The sequence below is a fragment of the Alloalcanivorax venustensis ISO4 genome (assembly GCF_015356855.1).
In the GTDB taxonomy this organism is placed as follows: Bacteria; Pseudomonadota; Gammaproteobacteria; order Pseudomonadales; family Alcanivoracaceae; genus Alloalcanivorax; species Alloalcanivorax venustensis.
Genome location: NZ_ARXR01000006.1, coordinates 148985 through 165745, shown reverse-complemented (window position 1 = coordinate 165745; position 16761 = coordinate 148985). Strand labels below are relative to the sequence as shown.

Annotated in this window: 13 protein-coding genes; 3 read left to right on the top strand and 10 right to left on the bottom strand. The window is 67.3% G+C overall.

Features of this window, described 5'->3' with window-relative positions:
• Entirely contained in the window at positions 1–750 is a 750-nt protein-coding gene (locus tag ISO4_RS05715) for a ParA family protein (RefSeq protein ID WP_142948709.1), read from the bottom strand.
• A 151-nt stretch (positions 751–901) separates the two neighbouring features.
• Between ISO4_RS05715 and ISO4_RS05710 the strand changes: the two genes are divergently transcribed.
• Positions 902–1921 (top strand): DUF4062 domain-containing protein, encoded by a 1020-nt coding sequence (locus ISO4_RS05710; protein WP_323745339.1) that lies wholly within the window; start codon positions 902–904, stop codon positions 1919–1921.
• Between the two features lie 69 nt (positions 1922–1990).
• Here the strand turns inward: ISO4_RS05710 and ISO4_RS05705 are convergent, their stop codons facing one another.
• Positions 1991–3703, bottom strand: a complete 1713-nt coding sequence (locus tag ISO4_RS05705; protein WP_194855458.1) for a proline--tRNA ligase — start codon at positions 3701–3703, stop codon at positions 1991–1993.
• Between the two features lie 414 nt (positions 3704–4117).
• On the opposite strand from ISO4_RS05705, the gene ISO4_RS05700 reads away from it, so the two are divergent.
• Positions 4118–4528, top strand: coding sequence for a PaaI family thioesterase (locus ISO4_RS05700; RefSeq protein WP_194855457.1), 411 nt, complete (start codon positions 4118–4120; stop codon positions 4526–4528).
• 177 nt (positions 4529–4705) lie between these two features.
• On the opposite strand, the gene ISO4_RS17240 is transcribed toward ISO4_RS05700, so the two are convergent.
• The 8 genes from ISO4_RS17240 to ISO4_RS05660 all read right to left on the bottom strand — a co-directional run bounded on the left by ISO4_RS17240 (position 4706) and on the right by ISO4_RS05660 (position 14600).
• Positions 4706–8170: a translocation/assembly module TamB domain-containing protein gene (locus ISO4_RS17240; protein WP_194855456.1), complete on the bottom strand. Its 3465-nt coding sequence runs from the start codon at positions 8168–8170 to the stop codon at positions 4706–4708.
• Entirely contained in the window at positions 8167–9936 is a 1770-nt protein-coding gene (locus tag ISO4_RS05690) for an autotransporter assembly complex protein TamA (protein ID WP_228547932.1), read from the bottom strand. Before ISO4_RS05690 ends, ISO4_RS17240 begins: the two co-directional genes overlap by 4 nt.
• 84 nt (positions 9937–10020) lie before the next feature.
• On the bottom strand, positions 10021–10572 hold the full coding sequence (locus tag ISO4_RS05685; protein WP_194855455.1) for a response regulator transcription factor: 552 nt from the start codon (positions 10570–10572) through the stop codon (positions 10021–10023).
• Entirely contained in the window at positions 10562–11746 is a 1185-nt protein-coding gene (locus ISO4_RS05680; RefSeq protein ID WP_194855454.1) for a sensor histidine kinase, read from the bottom strand. Before ISO4_RS05680 ends, ISO4_RS05685 begins: the two co-directional genes overlap by 11 nt.
• Before the next feature lie 58 nt (positions 11747–11804).
• A complete protein-coding gene (locus ISO4_RS05675; RefSeq protein ID WP_142948703.1) occupies positions 11805–12425 on the bottom strand; it encodes a class I SAM-dependent methyltransferase in 621 nt (206 codons plus the stop codon).
• Between the two features lie 20 nt (positions 12426–12445).
• Positions 12446–13690: a hypothetical protein gene (locus ISO4_RS05670; RefSeq protein WP_194855453.1), complete on the bottom strand. Its 1245-nt coding sequence runs from the start codon at positions 13688–13690 to the stop codon at positions 12446–12448.
• A 143-nt stretch (positions 13691–13833) separates the two neighbouring features.
• Positions 13834–14127, bottom strand: a complete 294-nt coding sequence (locus tag ISO4_RS05665; RefSeq protein WP_194855452.1) for a PA4642 family protein — start codon at positions 14125–14127, stop codon at positions 13834–13836.
• 176 nt (positions 14128–14303) lie between these two features.
• A complete protein-coding gene (locus ISO4_RS05660; RefSeq protein WP_370184957.1) occupies positions 14304–14600 on the bottom strand; it encodes an HU family DNA-binding protein in 297 nt (98 codons plus the stop codon).
• A 389-nt stretch (positions 14601–14989) separates the two neighbouring features.
• On the opposite strand from ISO4_RS05660, the gene aspS reads away from it, so the two are divergent.
• A complete protein-coding gene (gene aspS / locus ISO4_RS05655; RefSeq protein ID WP_194855451.1) occupies positions 14990–16753 on the top strand; it encodes an aspartate--tRNA ligase in 1764 nt (587 codons plus the stop codon).
• Positions 16754–16761 lie beyond the last annotated feature (8 nt).

Here is a 16761-nt window from a genome sequence, read left to right as displayed (position 1 = left end):
TTACAGCTTGAGGCGGCCGAGCACCTCGAACCAGAGCGCGCGGAACGCCTGGGCGGCCGGCGTGTAGGGGGCGAACTCGCCCACCGGCGCGCGGTGGTCGCCCATCTGCTCCACATGGGTGGAGTAGGGAATCCAGGTCTTGAGGCCGTTTTTCATCAGTGCCGGGCGCTTGACCAGCATCTGCACGTGCAGGTCCCGGCGGCGGTCCACCATGTTGAAAAACGGTACCACCTGCAGGTTCTTGATCTTCTTGCCGTCGATCCAGTCGAGCACCTGCTCGAAGGCGCGCAGCGACAGGTGGGTGGGGATCACCGGCACGAACAGGTAGTCGGCGGCGGCGAACACGCTTTCCGCCAGCGGGCTGAGCGTCGGTGGGCAGTCCAGCAGCGTCAGTTCGTAGGATTCGCCGAACGGCGCGATCAGTTCCTTGAGGCGGTTCTTGCCGCCGCCGCTTTCCGCCAGTTTGACGTCCGCGTTGCGCATGCTGATATCGGCGGGCACCACGTCCAGGTGCGGCCAGCGGGTCTCCCGCTTGAGGCGGCCCACCGGTTGCTTGCCCTTCAACAGGCTGCCGGCCTTATAGCCCGGGTTGTCCTGGTCCACGCCCAGGTAAAAGCTGGCGGCGCCTTGCGGGTCGAGATCCCAGAGCAGGGTGCGGTGTTTCCAGCGGGCCGCGTGCCAGGCCATGTTCACGGCCGTGGCTGTTTTACCCACCCCTCCTTTCAGGTTGTAAAAGGCGATGGTCTTCATGGCATCCAGGTTCCGGTTTCAGCGGTCGGACTTGGAGGCTAGCATGAAACGCGCGGATCCTCACCGGGGGGTCGGCGCCGGCTTGTGATCGGCGCGCCCAGCGGCTTTAATAGCCGGGCCTTCAACCTTCTTAACGCGGAGATCGACCAGGGTGACAGTCGAGAAACGCTATCAGGTGTTCATCAGCACCACCTACCCGGACATGCAGTCCGCGCGCCAGGCCTTGATGCTGCCATTGCTGGATCTCGGCATGGCGCCCATGAGCATGGATTTGCACAGTGCCGAGACCAACAATCTGATGCCGGTGGTGCAGCGCATGATCGACGACTGCGATTATTTCGTGATCCTGCTCGGCGGCCGCTACGGCACCCTGTCACCGCTGGGGCTCAGCTACACCCACCGTGAATACATTTTTGCCGCCACCAAGCGCAAACCGATCGTCACCTTTATCCACGACCAGCCGTTCAGTCTGCCCGCCGAGGCCCGCGAGGACAGCCGTGAAGGGCAGGTGCGGCGCGACGATTTCGCCCGGCTGCTGGAGAACAAGACGCTGGCCTTCCGCTGGCGCGACGAGCGCGAGCTGAGCGAGCAGGTGGCCAAGGTGATGCCCGATGTGATGCGTCAGCATCCCGCCGCCGGCTGGGTGAAGTCGGGCAGCCTCGAAAAAAGCGCCGGCGGTGAAACGGAACGGCTGCGCCGCCGGGTCGCCGAGCTGGAGAAGGAGCGCGAGGAGTGGCTGAGCGGCCAGCGCACGCCGGCGCGCCATCTGGCGCGGGGCTCGGACCGGGTGACGCTGGACTATTCGTGCAATGTCTACGAAGGCGGCGACTGCAAGGTGGCGATGGCGTCCTGCGAGCTGGACTGGAACCGGGTGTTCGCCTGTGTGGCGCCGCTGATGCTGAACCCGGTCTCGGAGCCGGTGATGCAGAAAGCGCTGGAAGACTATATCGCCCGCAAGGCCCTGGACGACGTGCTGGCGGATTTCCCCAAGGCCCACGCGGTGCGCAACGTGGTGCTGGCCGGCCACGCCTTCAACCAGATCAAGGTGCACCTGCGCGCGCTGGGGCTGATCAACAAGACCTCCGACAACGACAGCCGCGGCATGCCGCTGTGGCGGTTGACCGCCCAGGGCGATACCGCCATGAGCCAGGTGATGGCCCGCCGGCGGTAGTTAAAGACGTCTCTGGAATCCTGCCGGGCGCTGCGCGCCCTTTCGCGGGCGGGGCCCGCTCCCACAGGGCTAAAGTCCCAGCTTCTTCTTGAGGAAGTCGACGATGGAGTCCGCGGGAACCTCTTCGGCTTCACCGCCGCGCCGGCTCTTGTATTCCAGCACGCCGTTGTCCAGGCCGCGCTCGGCCACCAGCACACGGTGCGGGATGCCGATCAGTTCCGCGTCGCTGAACTTCACGCCCACGCGCTCTTTTTCGCGGTCGTCGAACAGCACCTCAATGCCGGCGGCGGTAAGGTCCGCGTAGAGTTTTTCCGCCACTTCTTTTTCGCGCGGGCTCTTCTTGATGTTGAGCGGAATCAGCGACACCTGGAAGGGGGCGATGGCCTCCGGCCAGACGATGCCGTTGTCGTCGTGGTTCTGTTCGATGGCGGCGGCCACCACCCGGCTGACGCCGATGCCGTAGCAGCCCATGGGCATCACCACGGAGCGGCCGTTGTCGTCCAGCACGGTGGCGTTGAGCGCCTCGGAGTACTTGGTGCCGAGCTGGAAGATGTGGCCCACCTCGATGCCGCGCTTGATGGTCAGGGTGCCTTTGCCGTCCGGGCTCGGGTCGCCCTCCACCACGTTGCGCAGGTCGGCCACTTCCGGCAGCGCCACGTCGCGCTCCCAGTTGATGTTGAAGTAGTGCTTGCCGTCCTGGTTGGCGCCGGCGGCGAAGTCGCTCATCAGCGCCACGCTGCGGTCCACCACGCAGGGAATCGGCAGGTTCACCGGGCCGAGGGAGCCGGGGCCGGCGCCGATGGCGGCGCGGATTTCCTCTTCCTCGGCGAACGCCATCGGCGTGGCCACGGCGTCCAGTTTCTCCGCCTTGATGTCGTTGAGCTCGTGGTCGCCGCGCACCAGCAGCGCCACCAGGCCGCCTTCGCTGCCTTTCACCACCAGGGTTTTCACGGTCTTCTCGATGGGCAGATCGAACTGCTGCACCAACTGCTCGATGGTCCTGGCGTCCGGCGTGTCGGTAAGCGCCATGTCCGCGACGGGGGCGGCACGCTCGCCGGCGGGGGCCACGGCTTCGGCCAGCTCCACGTTGGCGGCGTAGCCGGACTGGTCGGAGAAGGCGATGTCGTCCTCGCCGGACTCGGCCAACACATGGAATTCATGGCTGGCGGCGCCGCCGATGGCGCCGGTGTCCGCTTCCACCGGGCGGTAATCCAGGCCCAGCCGGTCGAAGATCGCGCAGTAGGCGTTGTGCATCACCTGATAGGTCTGCGCCAGCGAGTCCATGTCGGTGTGGAAGGAGTAGGCGTCCTTCATGGTGAATTCGCGGGCGCGCATGATGCCGAAACGCGGCCGGATCTCATCACGGAACTTGGTCTGGATCTGATAGAAATTGGCCGGCAGCTGCTTGTAGCTGTGGATCTCGTTGCGCACCAGATCGGTGATCACTTCCTCGTGGGTGGGGCCCAGGCAGAAGGGGTTGTCGTGGCGATCGGTGAAGCGCAGCAGCTCAGGGCCGTAGGCGGGCGCCCGGCCGGACTCTTCCCACAGCTCCATGGGCTGCACCACCGGCATCAGCACTTCCTGGGCGCCGGCGCGGTCCATTTCCTCGCGGATAATACGCTCCACCTTGCGCAGCACGCGCAGACCGGATGGCAGCCAGGTGTACAGGCCGGAGGCCAGCTTGCGGACCATGCCGGCGCGCAGCATGAGCTGATGGCTGACCACCACCGCGTCCGCGGGGGTTTGTTTAACGGTGCCGAGCAGGTACTGGGAGGTGCGCATAATCGAATCTGTGTTGTTGGTGGCTAAAGGCGGCATTCTAGAGCAGCCACAAGTCACAAGCCACACGCCGCAAGCAGGCTGTGCTGGAGGAAAGGCCGTGCCGTTGGCGGGGCCGAGGGCGGCTTGCGCCGCCCGATACAGGATTCAGGATGCAGGATACAGGGGCGCGGTCGATGCGATCCGGTTGGCGCCTCGCTCCGCATCGTGGCCCGGCGCTGTAAGCGTGGTGCGACCCCAGAGGATTCGCACCGCTCCATCCCTGTATCCTGAATCCTGCATCCTGAATCGTCTTTGCTGCTTGACCGGCACGGCCGGCCCGTCACCATCGCCGGCTTGCAGCTTGCAGCTTGCAGCTTGCAGCTTGCAGCTTGCAGCTTGCAGCTTTATGTTCCGCTTTCGTTTGGGGAGAGATGCATGCTGACAGCAAAACAAGTGGAAGCGCTGATCCGCGGCGGCCTGCCGGCGGCGGCGGAGCAGGGCGTGGTGGTGGAGTCCGTGGGCGAGAAGCGGGCGCGGGTGCGCTACCGGTTCACGGAGTCGATGATCCGCCCCGGCGGCACCGTGTCCGGCCCCACCCTGATGAGCCTGGCGGACGCCGCCATGTACGCCGCCATCCTCGCCAACCTGGACGGCCAGGAAATGGCCGTGACCCAGAACCTCAACATCAACTTCCTCAGCAAGCCCGGCCAGGCCGACCTGATCGGCGACGCCGAAATCCTCCGCCTGGGCCGCCGCTCCGCCATGCTCGAAGTCCGCCTCTACAGCGACGGCAACGACGTGATGGTGGCGCACGTCACCGGCACGTACGCGATCCCGCGCAGTTAACAGTTAAGAGTTAACAGTGAACAGTGAACAGTTAACAGTTAACAGTTGCGCGAGCGGAGGCTCGCGCAGCTTCAAGCCAGGAAGCCGCGACTAGGCTTTGAGCGCGGCCTCGGCGCCACACGACCCACCCACCCCAACCCGCGAACTATTAACTGTTAACTATTCACTATTAACTGCTCATTCCAGTTCTTTTTCCCAGATCAGGTCGATGGCCTGGGATTTGCTGCTGGATTGCGCTTCCAGGTGCAGCTGGCGGGTCAGGGTGTAGCGCAGCATGACGGTGGAGATGGCGTCGAACAGGCCCACCGCGTAGGTCAGGTAGAGGCGGTCGGAGATCTGTTTGCCGAGCATCAGGGCGGCGTCGGAGGTTTCCCAGTCGCTGCCGATGGAGATTTCGTCCAGCCCCAGGGTGTCGCCGATCTTGTCGGTCACGCCGCTGCCTTTTTGCAGACCGTAGAGCGCCAGCGCCTGGGCCACCTGGGCGGAATCGCTTTGCGAGCCCCGGTTCAATGAGCGGCCGGTGACCAGGTAGGACATGGCCTCGCTTTCTTCCAGGCTGGGGTCGGAGAAGATGCGCGCGTCCGGCTCCTGCAGGGTGCCGGACAACTGCACCCCCACCACCAGATTTTCGCTGGGTATCTTGCGCACCGCGCGAATATCCAGCCCCGGGTTGTCGGGCTGGCCCTGGAACAGCAGGCGGCCGTTTTCGATCAGCAGGTTCTGGCCGTAGGCGCGGTAGCGCCCTTCGGTGATGATCAGCTCGCCGTTGAGCTGCGCCGGCTGGCCGGGTTGCTGGCTGACGCGCAGCTCGCCGGTGAGGGTGGCGCGCAGCCCGAACCCTTCGAAACGCACCTGGTCGCCCAGGGTGACGGTGACGCCCATGGCGAACGGCAGCGGCGTGGTCTCCTCGGCGCGGGCGTCCACCAGCACCTGGTCCTCGCTGACGGTGACCGCGCTCTCGGGCAGTTCGCGGGGTTTCAGGTCGGCCTCCGGCACGTTCAGGGTGCCGCTCAGATTCAGGCCGTCACCGTCGCCTTTGAGGGCGAGATCCGGCGAAACGTAGACCTTGGCGTCGGCGCGGTCGGCGACCCGCAGGCGCTCGCCGCGCGCCCACAGGTCCATCGCCAGCGGTGAGCGGGTGGGGGTCCAGGTGCCGCCCAGTTCCAGGGTGCCGTCGCCCAGCCGGGCGCTGCCGTCCAGATTGAGGGTGCCGGAGGCGTCGCCGGTCACCGCCAGGCGAACGCTTTCCGCGCTGATGCCCAGGTCGGGCACCGTGGCGCGGCCGTCGAGCAGCGCGATCTCCCCGTCCAGCCTGGGGCCGGCGGGGGTGCCGCCCAGGTTCAGATCGCCCTGCACCCGGCCTTGCAGCTCACCGACCCGGGGCAGCAACGGCGCCAGGTCGTCCAGGCGCGGGATGTCCAGGCGCAGTCGACCGCTCATCGGCGCGTCCAGGCTCAGACCGCTTTCCACCCGGGCGTGCACTTCGCCCTGATCGGCCACCACCAGATCCAGTTGCTGATCGAGACGGTCGTTGTCCAGGTTGCCGGTGAGCGCCGCTTGCTGGAACACCAGGGTCAGCGGCGGCTCGGCGCCGACGAAGCGGGTGGAGGCGTCTTCCAGGCTCAGCGACCATTGGCCCCGGGGCCGGTCGACGCGGCCGCCGAAGGTGGCGTCGGCACGCAGGCGGCCGTCCAGTTTGACGCCGTCGCCGAGCCAGGGGTTGGCCAGCGCCAGGGGCAGGTCGCGCACTTCCAGGTTGGCGTCGATAGCGCCGTTGGCGGCGTGGTCGCCCGCCAGGCATAAGCGGCCCGGGTCGTCGCGGCTCTGCAGGCAGAGGTTGTCCAGGGATTGGCGGTCGGCGCCCAGGGTAAAGGGCACCGGCTCCGCCAGGGTCCAGACGCCCAGTTGTCGCTCCTGCAGTCGCCAGTCGAGCAGGCGCCCGGACCAGACCAGGTCGCCGTTGAGGCCGGCCTGGGCGGTGAGCGCGGTGGCGGCGCCGTCGTTCTCCACCGCCACGTTCAGGCGGTGGTCGCCGCGCCGGCCTTCCACATCAGCGTCCAGGCGCGCCACCCGGGTCTCGCCGTTCTGGCTCAGCGCCCGCCCCTCCAGCGCCAGGCTCATGGGCGTGTCGCCGGCGTTGAGGTCCTGGAAGCGGGCGCTCAAGGTGTCCAGCCGCCAGTCCTGGTAGCCCAGGGCGTCACCTTTGGCGGTGCCGCTCAGCCGGGGCGCGTCGAGCGGGCCGCGCAGGCGCCAGTCCGCCCGCAGTCGGCCCCGCGCCGGGCCGTACCAGCGTGTCAGCCGTTCGATGTTGAGGGTGCCGTCCAGGTTCAGGCTGTCGCCCACTTGTCCGCGGGCGCTGAGGCGGTCCGCGCCCCAGCGGCCGTCCAGGGTGACCGTCAGATCGCCGCCGGTGTCCTGGCGGGCCTGGCCGTTCAGGGCCACCGGGTCGCCCTGCAGGGTGCCGGTGAGCGACAGCGGGTCGGCGTTCAGGGCCCAGTGGTCGGCGCCACGCCAATGGCCCCGGGTGCGCGCCTTCAGGGTCAGATCGCCGGGCCAGGCCGGCGCCAGGGTCGCCGGGTTCAGGTGTTGCCCTTGGGCGTCCAGGTCCCAGGCCAGGCCGTCCTGGTAATCCAGGCGGCCGCTCAGTGTCAGGCTCTGGCCGTCGTTCTTCAGGCTCAGGGTCTCCAGGGTCAGGCCGTCGAGGCCGGCGTCGCCGCGCAGGGTCACGGCCAGCGGCCGGTCGTCGGCGGTGAGGGTGGTTTGCCCCTGCAGACGGACGCGGTCCAGGGTGCCCTTGGTGGTGAGCTCGCCTTCGCCCAGGCGCGCCGGCACCGGGGTCTCCACCGGCAGGGGTTGCGCCGGCCAGTGATGGCGCAGGTCCAGGTGCACCTGACCGTCCCGGTAGCCCAGCTCGCCCTCGGTGATCAGTTGCGCCGGCGCCGAGAGTGCGTGTTCCACCCTGAGGTTTTCCGGTGTGCCCTCGACCCGCAGCCGACCGGCGGTTTGCGGCACCGCGTCCGGCGCCGCCGGGCGCCGCCAGTCCAGCTCGCCGCGCAGATCATAGGGGGCGCTTAACGGGCCGCTGAGGTTGGCGTGCAGGCGGGTGTCGGCCACGCTCAGGGCGACGCGGGGCAGGTTGAGCTTGCGCCAGGCGGCCAGCTCGCGGGCCTCGATACGGTCGATGTGCAGCGGTGCTTCGCCGGCCAGGGTGAAGCGGCCCACCGACAGGGTTTCGATGCGCACGCCCAGGGGCAGTGTCAGGCTGTCCGGCAGCTCGAAGGGCGGCGCGTCCGGTTCCTCCGGCTCCCCCGCCGGCAACGTCAGGGTCACCTGCTCGGCACGCAGAGCCTGGATCACCAGCCAGCCGCCGAGCAGCTCGCCGGGGGCCAGTTCCAGGTGCAGGTCGCTCAACGCCACGGCCAGGGTTTGCTCGGCGTCGCCCTGACGGTAGTTGAGCGCGCCCACGTCGACGCCGGAGAGCAGGTTGCCGCGCCACTCCTCGACGCTCAGTTCGCCGGGCAGATAGGGGCCGGCCCGGTCCAGCAACCAGAGGTTGCCGGCGCGGGTACCGAGCAGCGCCAGCAGGGCGCCGATCAGCAGCAACGGGATCAGCAGCAGGCCGATCAGCAGGGCGCGCTTCACAGGTCCGGCCCCATGCTCAGGTGCAGCCGCCACTCCCGCCCCTCTTCGATGCCGCGCGCGAAGTCCACGCGGATCGGGCCCAGCGGCGAGCGCCAGCGCACCCCGAAGCCGGCGCTGTGGCGGATTTCATAATCGTCGAAATTGTTGAAGGCGTTGCCGGCGTCGGTGAACACCGCCAGGCTCCACTGTTCGCTGATCGGGTGGTCGTACTCCAGGCTGCCGACCAGCAGGTGGCGGCCGCCGATCACTTCGCCGTCGTTGTCCAAGGGGCCCAGGGATTCGTAGGCGAAGCCGCGCACGCTGGCGTCACCGCCGGCGAAGAAGCGGATCGAGGCGGGCAGTTCGGTGACGTCGGAGACTTCGGTGTAGCCCACTTCGCCGCGGGTAATGACCCGGCCGCCGAACAGCGGAAAGATCAGCTTGCTCCAGCCGTCGAACTGGGTGAACGACGCCGACGAGGCCAGCGCCTTGTGGGCGCCGCTGACCTTGCCGCCCAGCCGCCAGCCGAAGCGCGGATAGATCGGGTCGTCGTATTCCACCCGGCTGAGCTGGAAGCCGGGGATCACCAGCCCCACCTGGTCGAGCTGGTCGGCCACGGTGTAGGTCTCGCGCAGGTACTCCAGCGAGGTGGTGGCCACCCAGTCGGAGTCGAGTTTGATGATGTAGTCGGCGCTGGTACTGAAAATCTCGCTGTCGCTGGTGTCGGTCTCTTCATTCACATAGCGGGTGCGCAGCTCGATTTTTTCGTTGATCGGGTCGCGCAGCGGGATGGTGTAGCCGGCGCCCACGCCCTGACGCACGCTGGAGAGCTCGGTTTCCACCCGGGCGGTGTGGCCGGCGGCGTTGACGCGGCGGTTCTCCACCCCCAGCCGCAGGCGCGGGCCGGTGTCGGTGCTGACGCCGACGCCGGCCAGCAGCGCCCATTCGTTACGCGGGTTGAAGTGGATGCTCACATCGATGGTCTGGCTGTCCGCGTCCGGTTCGCCGCGGTCCAGGCGCACCGCGCTGAAATAGCCGGCGCCCAGGTAGGCCTGCTGGGTGGCGAGCAGTTTGTCGTTGCTGAACGGCTCACCGCTGTCGAATTGCAGATAGGCGCGGCGCAGCCGTTCGTTGATCTGGTCGTCGCCGGTCAGGGTGATCTCGCCGAAGCGGTAGCGCGGGCCACTGTCCACGTGCAGCACCACCCGCGCTTCACGGCGGTCCCGGTCCACCTCCAGACGGTGGCGGGTGAGGGCGCCCTCGGCGTAACCCCGGTTGATCAGTAACTGCTGGAGCGACTGCTTGAGGCGGCTGTAGCGGTCGTGGCGCAGCCGTTGCCCCTGCTCCAGGCCGGCGTTGTCGATGGTGCGCTGGAAAGCCGGGTCGTCGGCGGCGTCGCCGTTGAGGGTGATGTCCAGGGCGCTGATGCGGGTGGGCTCGCCGGGATCCACGGTGAGGGTGAGGGCGAAGCAGCGCTCATCATCGGCGTCGCGCCATTGCGGCGTTAACACCGGCTGGTAGAAGCCCAGCGCCTGCAAGGCGGCGCGGCTGTTGTCGCGTACCTGGCGCTGGATCAGGGCTTTCTGGCCGGGGCCGGGACGGCAGGGGTAACGGCTCAGGTCGATCAGGGTACGGAGGTTGGCCTCGACGCCTTCCGGCCACTCCCGGTCGCCGGCGGTCTTCAGGGTCAGTTCCGGGACCGGGTCGGCGCTGACCCGGCCAGGCATCGCCGAGGCCGTGAGGATGGCCAGGACCGCCAGGGTTGCGAGGCTGTAACGGCTGCTCATCGGCGCCCTTGTGATTCCTGGAATAAGACACCGCATTGTGGTCAACCTGGTGCACCGGGGGAAGTGTTTCGCGTAATAACGGTGTTAACGATCGCGCTGGAAGTGGCTCGGGCTGGGGCGCTTTTTCAACCGGCGCTGCAGGGTGCGGCGGTGGATGCCGAGGGCCTCCGCCGCTCTGGATATATTGCCGTCGTGGGCGTCAAGAACCCGTTGGATGTGCTCCCACTCGAGACGCTGCAGGGACGGCGGCGCTTCGGGGAGATCGCCGATGTCGGCGGGGTCGCGGCCCAGGGCGTCGAGGATTTCCCCGGCGCTGGCCGGTTTGGTGAGGTAATTGTGGGCGCCGCGCCGGGTCGCGGCCACCGCCGCCGGGATGCTGCCGTAGCCGGTCAGCACCAGCACCCGGCAGTTCGGGAAACGCGCCAGCAGCGGCTGGATCAGATCCAGGCCGTTGTCGTTGCCGAGATTCTGGTCGAGCACCGCCGCGTCCAGGGTGGCGAGCGTGGCCAGCAGCGCGTGCGCCTGTTGCAGATCGGCGGCATGGTGCACCTCGATGCCGTGGCGGGCGAACGCGCGCCGGGCCTGCTCGGCGAGCAGGGCGTCGTCTTCAAGCAGCAGCAGGGATTCAGGCGTCATGCTCGCTCCATTCGATGCGCGCCTGGCTCCACTGGCGCTCGAAACGCAGGGTCAGAGTCGCGCCCAGTGCCGCCAGGGTGCTTTCCACCAGCGCCAGGCCCACGCCCAGGCCCTCTTCCGCGCGGCGTTCCGGGTGGTCGGGGCCGTCGTCGCTCACCTGCAGCAGCCAGCCGCCGCCGGGCAGCGCCGCCAGGCGCACGTCGAGGCGTTCCGCGCCGGCGTCGATGGCGTTGTAACCGAGATTGGCCAGCACCCGGAACCAGGCCGCGCCGTCATTGAAACACTGCCCTTCGGGGCCGCTCACCGACAGGGCCAGCGTCGGGTGCAGGTGGCGCAGATGATCCCGCACCCGTTCCATCAGCGTCCGGTAGGCGGGCCGCTCCGGCAGGCTGTCCGCGTCCACGTTGCGCAGCCGGGCGGCGACGCGCCGGGCCAGGGCCTCGATTTGCGCCAGATCGTCGCGGGTGCTTTGCGGAAGCCCCGGTTCCCGGGCGGCGTTGTCGGCCAGCATCACCAGGCTGCTGAGCGGCGTGTTCAGTTCGTGGGCCTGATGGGCCAGGGTCGCCGCCACCTGGTAGAGCCGTTCACGGCGGCCGGCCAGTTCCAGCAGCCGGTCGTGCTGACGCTGTTGCTGGCGGGCCAGGCTCTGGATCACCTGGCCCAGGGCGGTCAGCAACAGCGCCAGGGCGACAAAGACCACGCCCATGCCGAGACCGTGGGTGTGGCTCAGCTCCCGGGTCAGGGCGTGCAGGGTGGAATGCGCCGGCGGGGCGCTGTGCCACAGGGTGGCCAGCAGGTATCCACCCAGCGTCACCACCAGCAGCCAGAGCGCGGCGCCGCGCCCCAGGGTCAGCGCGCCGAGCAGCAGCGGCACCAGCAGATAGAACGACAACGGGTTACCGGCGCCGCCCAGTTGCTGCAGCAGGCCGACGAAGATCACCACGTCCAGGGTCAGTTCCAGGGCCAGCAGGCGCTGCTGCCGGCGGGTATTGAGGCTGGCCAGGGCGATCAGGTTGGGTAGCAGCAGCGCGGCCAGCCACAGCAGCGGCTCCAGGCTGGCGGGGGCGCGCGCGATTTGCTGCAGCACCAGCAGGGCCAGCGCCAGGCACAGTACCAGCAGGCTGCGCAGGCCGATCAGCCGGCGGCGCCAGACGCGTTGCAGGGTTGAGTTCATGGGCGCGGATTGTACCCCCGGTGGGCGGGGAACGGCAGGTGGCGTTTTGCCGCGCCGGTCAGTCGGCGCGCCGGGCGCTGCCTTGCAGCAGCTCGGCCATCAGCCCGGGCAGTTTGCGGTGCCGGAAAACCCGCGTGTCGCTGAGGTCGAAGCCGGCGTCGCGCAGGGTATCCGGGGTGGGGCGGGTGAGATGACAGCCGCAGGCCAGATGATGCCAGAGCGGGTCCACCCGCCGTTGCCAGCGGAAGGTGCGTGGGCGACCGCTGGCGATGTGTTCCAGCAACAGAAGACGCCCGCCCGGGGCCAGCACCCGGTGCATTTCGCGGGCGGCCAGCTCGGGCTCTGGAATGGTGCAGAACACTAGGCAGGCGACCACGGTGTCGAAGTGACCGTCCGGGTAGGGCAGCCGGCGGGCGTCGCCCTGCAGCAGGTGCAGCGGTTGGCGGACGCCGGCTTCCCGCGCGTGGCGGCGGGCCAGCGCCAGCATCGCCGCCTCCGGCTCCAGGCCGTGGATCTCGCTGACGGCGTCGCCGTAGAGGGCCAGATTGGCGCCGGTGCCGATGCCCAGCTCCAGCACGCGGCCGCGGGCGCCTTGCAGCAGGCGCTGGCGGTCGCGATAAAGCGGACGGGTGGCCCAGTCCAGCAGTTTCGGGAACAGACGGTCCTGGTACCAGCGCATGGGGCTCCTTGTTGTGGCGGCTATTGCCGCTCGGGCAGTACGTAGTCGTCCGGGTTTTCCAGCATGTCGGTGGTCAGGGGCCCGGAGATCACGCTGGTCAGGTTGCGGTCGGTGTGTTTGCTGAAGGTGCGCCGGGCCTTCTCGAACAGCCGGAAGCTGCGGAAGTTGAGCGCGTACAGACGCACTTCGCGCAGCCGCTGGTAAGAGTACATCACATCCAGCGCGTCCATGGAGAATTGCGGCTTGAGCTGCATGGCGGTCTCCAGGTGGCTGATCGCCTCGTTGAGGTCCCGTTTGCGGTTCATGTAGATCAGCGCGTTGGCGTACTCGTAGTGGACGATGGGAATGTCCGGGGCCAGCGTCAGCGCCTCGTCGAAGGAGTCCTGGACCGTGGTGGTGCGCGCGCCGTAGGTCATGCGGCCGGTGAACTTGCCCACCCGGCGCATGATGCCGGCGTCCACGCCGGCCAGGAAGGCGTGGCCGAGCGGGTGGTCGGGCATGATCTCCAGGACCCGTTCCGCGTTGTTCTTGATCTTGCTGATATAGCGGCGGGCGACAATGATCGGCACCGGCGATTCCTCGGCGATGCGGGCGATGGCGTAGGCGTAACCGAGGCGCACCACGGCCACCACCGGCTCCATTTCCGGGTCGTCCTCGGCGGGCTCCATCAGGTCGAAGTAGCGCTCGGTGCGGTTGGCCATGTCCTGCAGCATCATGTATTTGACGCTTTGCCGGTCGGCCAGATAGATGGCGTAAAGCAGCTGCGAGAACAGCGCCGGGATCTCGCCGATGGGGCCCAGTTCCAGGCCCAGGCGGCGGGCGGTCTGGAAGTTGCCGGCGAAGAAGTGGCGCCAGACGTTGACGTAGCGGCCCTCCAGGCTCTGGAAGTCGCCGTCGAAATCCTCCAGGCCGTCGCGCAGGAAGGGGTACTTTTCAAATTGCCGGCGCAGGTAGTCCGCGGACGGGTAGGGCATGCGCAGGCCGCGCATCAGGTAGTCCCATTTTTCGCGGATTTCGGCGTCGGTGTAGGTGAAGTAGGCGCGGTTGTAGGGGACCTCGTTCCAGGGCTCGATGAAGATGCGCTCATCGACCGGGATGTTCTCCATCTCCAGCTCTTCCTGGGTGACCTGCTCCTCCTCGTCGATCAGCAGGGCCGGGTCGATATCCGGGGTTTTCTGTGCCTGCAGTCCCAGGCTGGTCAGGCACAATACGATCAGCAGGGGCCAGCGCCATCCCGCGCGGCCTCGGTGAAATTCCACTTTCATGACGATGCTCTTCTTTTTTTATCTGGACGTCGCCGGCAGGGCCGGCGTGGCTCGGGCAAACCAAAAAGGAAGCCGAACCTTGCCATGGGAAGAGCGGGTCGAACAAGAATTCACCAGCCGGGGGTGGGCGGCTCTACGGTCAGTCAGCCGCCGGCTTTTTCCAGGATGGCGACGAAGGGTTCGCTTTTACCGTGGCCGCGGACGATATCCAGCAGCGTGCGCCCCCGGTCGTCGGTGGCGCGGATATCGCGGTTCTGCGCCTGGAAGAACGCCACGAAGCGTTCGAAATCCTCCGCGCGCAGGGCGCGGTAGGCCTTGAGCAGGACGTGGAAGTCCGGGTTCTCGCCTTCTTCCGGCGGGAAGTCCAGGAACACCTTGATCTGTTCGTCGGTCATCGGCTCGCCGACCACCTTCTTTTTGTCTTTGCGCTCTGCCATTCACCACCTCTGACGTTGTCTGCTTGCGCGGCGCGCGCGGCTCGGCGTCACCGGCCGGGTTTCCAGGGGCGGGGATTATAGGGTCTAAAGCCCCGGGGGGCGAGGAGGGGCGTGAACAGGGGGGCGGGGACGCTCCGGACCGGCGACCGCGCCGGCCCGGAGGGCGGGACGCGGACTTACTGAGCCATGTCCTTGAGCTTTTTCAGTGGCCGCACTTTGACCACGGTGCGAGCGGGTTTGGCGGCGAAGGTGGTTTCCTGGCCGGTGAACGGGTTGATGCCCTTGCGAGCCTTGGTGGCCGGCTTCTTCTGGGTCACTGCCTTGAACAGACCGGGAAGGGTGAACTGGCCGGCGCCGCGCTTCTTCAGATGACCTTCCATGATATCGGTCAGCTCATCGAAAACGCTGTTCACGTCTTTCTTGGTGAGGCCGGTGGAATCGCTGATTTGAGCGATGATTTGGGATTTGGTCATCGGATCGGCGATCGCCTTCACCCGACGCGTGGTGGTTGCCGTGGCGGCCTTCTTTGCCGCTTTTTTCTTTGCAGCCATAGGATTGCTTACCCCTTTTGTTGGTGACTTCCTGGAATAAAGAAACTGCGTGTCCCTGTCAGGGCACCCCTGTACTGCGGCCTCAGAGGCACGACTGATACAGTGCGCATCCAGTTATATGCCATGGATATGCGCGGTACAAGGCGTGCAGCCCCTATTTTTTGTGTGTTTCGGCACCGAATCGACGTTCTCGGCGGTCAGGCCGGCAAGGGTTAGCAGGCCCAACCCCGAATCGCTATACTAGGCCGCCTTTTCAGCCACCCAGGCCGTCCCGACGGCGGCTTCATCGGATTCAGGAACGGACAGAACACATGCGAAGCCATTATTGCGGTGATTTGCGAGCCTCCCACGACGGGGAAACAGTGCGGTTGTGCGGTTGGGTTCACCGCCGCCGCGACCACGGCGGGGTGATCTTCCTCGACCTGCGCGACCGCACCGGCCTGGTGCAGGTGGTGTTCGACCCGGACACCGAGGAGGCCTTTGCCCTGGCCGACAAGGTACGCGGCGAATACGTGCTGCAGCTTGAGGGCCGGGTGCGCCTGCGCGACGAGTCGGTGCGCAACCCGCGCATGGACACCGGCGACATCGAGGTGCTGGGCCTGTCGCTGACCATCCTCAACGAAGCCCAGACGCCGCCGTTCGAGCTGGACGAGTACTCCGCCGCCGGCGAGGAAGTGCGGCTCAAGTACCGCTACCTGGACCTGCGCCGCCCGGAAGCCCTGAAGCGCTTCCAGTTCCGCTCGCGGCTCACCCACGCGGTGCGCGCCCACCTGGAAGGCCAGGGGTTCATGGACGTGGAAACGCCGATCCTGACCCGCGCCACCCCGGAGGGCGCCCGCGACTATCTGGTGCCCAGCCGCACCCACCCGGGCAGTTTCTTCGCGCTGCCGCAGTCGCCGCAGCTGTTCAAGCAGCTGCTGATGGTGGCCGGCTTCGACCGCTACTATCAGATTGCCAAGTGTTTCCGCGACGAGGACCTGCGCGCCGACCGTCAGCCGGAATTCACCCAGATTGACCTGGAGGCGTCCTTCGTGGAGGAGGACGACATCATGGCGATCACCGAGTCGATGGTGAAAAGCGTGTTCAAGGACATGCTCGACGTGGACCTGCCCGCCTTCCCGCGCATGACTTATGAAGAGGCCATGCGCCGCTACGGCTCCGACAAGCCGGACCTGCGCGTGCCGCTGGAGCTGATCGACATCGCCGATCTGATGGACGGCGTGGAGTTCAAGGTGTTCGCCGGCCCGGCCAAGGACCCGAAAGGCCGCGTGGTGGCCATGAAGGTGCCCGGCGGCGGCGACCTGTCGCGCAAGGAGATCGACGAGTACACCAAGTTCGTGGGCATCTACGGCGCCAAGGGCCTGGCCTATATCAAGGTCAATGACCTGGACGCCGGCGCCGAGGGGCTGCAGTCGCCGATCCTCAAGTTCCTCACCGAGGACGCCATCCAGGGCATCCTCAAGCGCACCGAAGCGGCCACCGGCGACCTGATCTTCTTCGGCGCCGACAAGGCCAAGGTGGTCAACGAGGCGATCGGCGCGCTGCGCGTCAAGGTGGGCCACGAGCGCGGCCTGGCGAAAGGCGACTGGGCGCCGCTGTGGGTGGTGGACTTCCCCATGTTCGAGGAAGAGGACGGCCGCTACTACGCGCTGCACCATCCGTTCACCATGCCCAAGTGCAACCCGGAAGAGCTCAAGAGCAACCCGGAAGGCGCCCTGTCCCGGGCCTACGACATGGTGCTCAACGGCACCGAACTGGGCGGCGGCTCGATCCGTATTCACCGCCCGGACATGCAGCGCAGCGTGTTCGAGGCGCTGGGCATCAGCGACCAGGAGGCGGACGAGAAATTCGGCTTCCTGCTGGACGGTCTCAAGTACGGCGCGCCGCCGCACGGCGGCCTGGCGTTCGGTCTCGACCGGATGGTGATGCTGATGACCGGCGGCGATTCCATCCGCGATGTGATCGCCTTCCCGAAAACCCAGACCGCCGCCTGCCTGATGACCAACGCGCCGTCGCCGGTGGATAATCAGCAGCTGCGCGAAGTGGGCGTGGCGGTACGCAAAGAAGAGCAATGAGATAACGC

Excerpts from the sequence above, each read along its gene's own strand:
- ISO4_RS05700 (WP_194855457.1), top strand. The coding sequence starts at position 4,118 with ATGCTGACAGCAAAACAAGTGGAAGCGCTGATCCGCGGCGGCCTGCCG.
- ISO4_RS05690 (WP_228547932.1), bottom strand. The coding sequence starts at position 9,936 with ATGAGCAGCCGTTACAGCCTCGCAACCCTGGCGGTCCTGGCCATCCTC.
- ISO4_RS05670 (WP_194855453.1), bottom strand. The coding sequence starts at position 13,690 with ATGAAAGTGGAATTTCACCGAGGCCGCGCGGGATGGCGCTGGCCCCTG.
- ISO4_RS05675 (WP_142948703.1), bottom strand. The coding sequence starts at position 12,425 with ATGCGCTGGTACCAGGACCGTCTGTTCCCGAAACTGCTGGACTGGGCC.
- ISO4_RS05685 (WP_194855455.1), bottom strand. The coding sequence starts at position 10,572 with ATGACGCCTGAATCCCTGCTGCTGCTTGAAGACGACGCCCTGCTCGCC.
- ISO4_RS05705 (WP_194855458.1), bottom strand. The coding sequence starts at position 3,703 with ATGCGCACCTCCCAGTACCTGCTCGGCACCGTTAAACAAACCCCCGCG.
- ISO4_RS05660 (WP_370184957.1), bottom strand. The coding sequence starts at position 14,600 with ATGACCAAATCCCAAATCATCGCTCAAATCAGCGATTCCACCGGCCTC.
- ISO4_RS05715 (WP_142948709.1), bottom strand. The coding sequence starts at position 750 with ATGAAGACCATCGCCTTTTACAACCTGAAAGGAGGGGTGGGTAAAACA.
- ISO4_RS05680 (WP_194855454.1), bottom strand. The coding sequence starts at position 11,746 with ATGAACTCAACCCTGCAACGCGTCTGGCGCCGCCGGCTGATCGGCCTG.
- ISO4_RS05665 (WP_194855452.1), bottom strand. The coding sequence starts at position 14,127 with ATGGCAGAGCGCAAAGACAAAAAGAAGGTGGTCGGCGAGCCGATGACC.
- aspS (WP_194855451.1), top strand. The coding sequence starts at position 14,990 with ATGCGAAGCCATTATTGCGGTGATTTGCGAGCCTCCCACGACGGGGAA.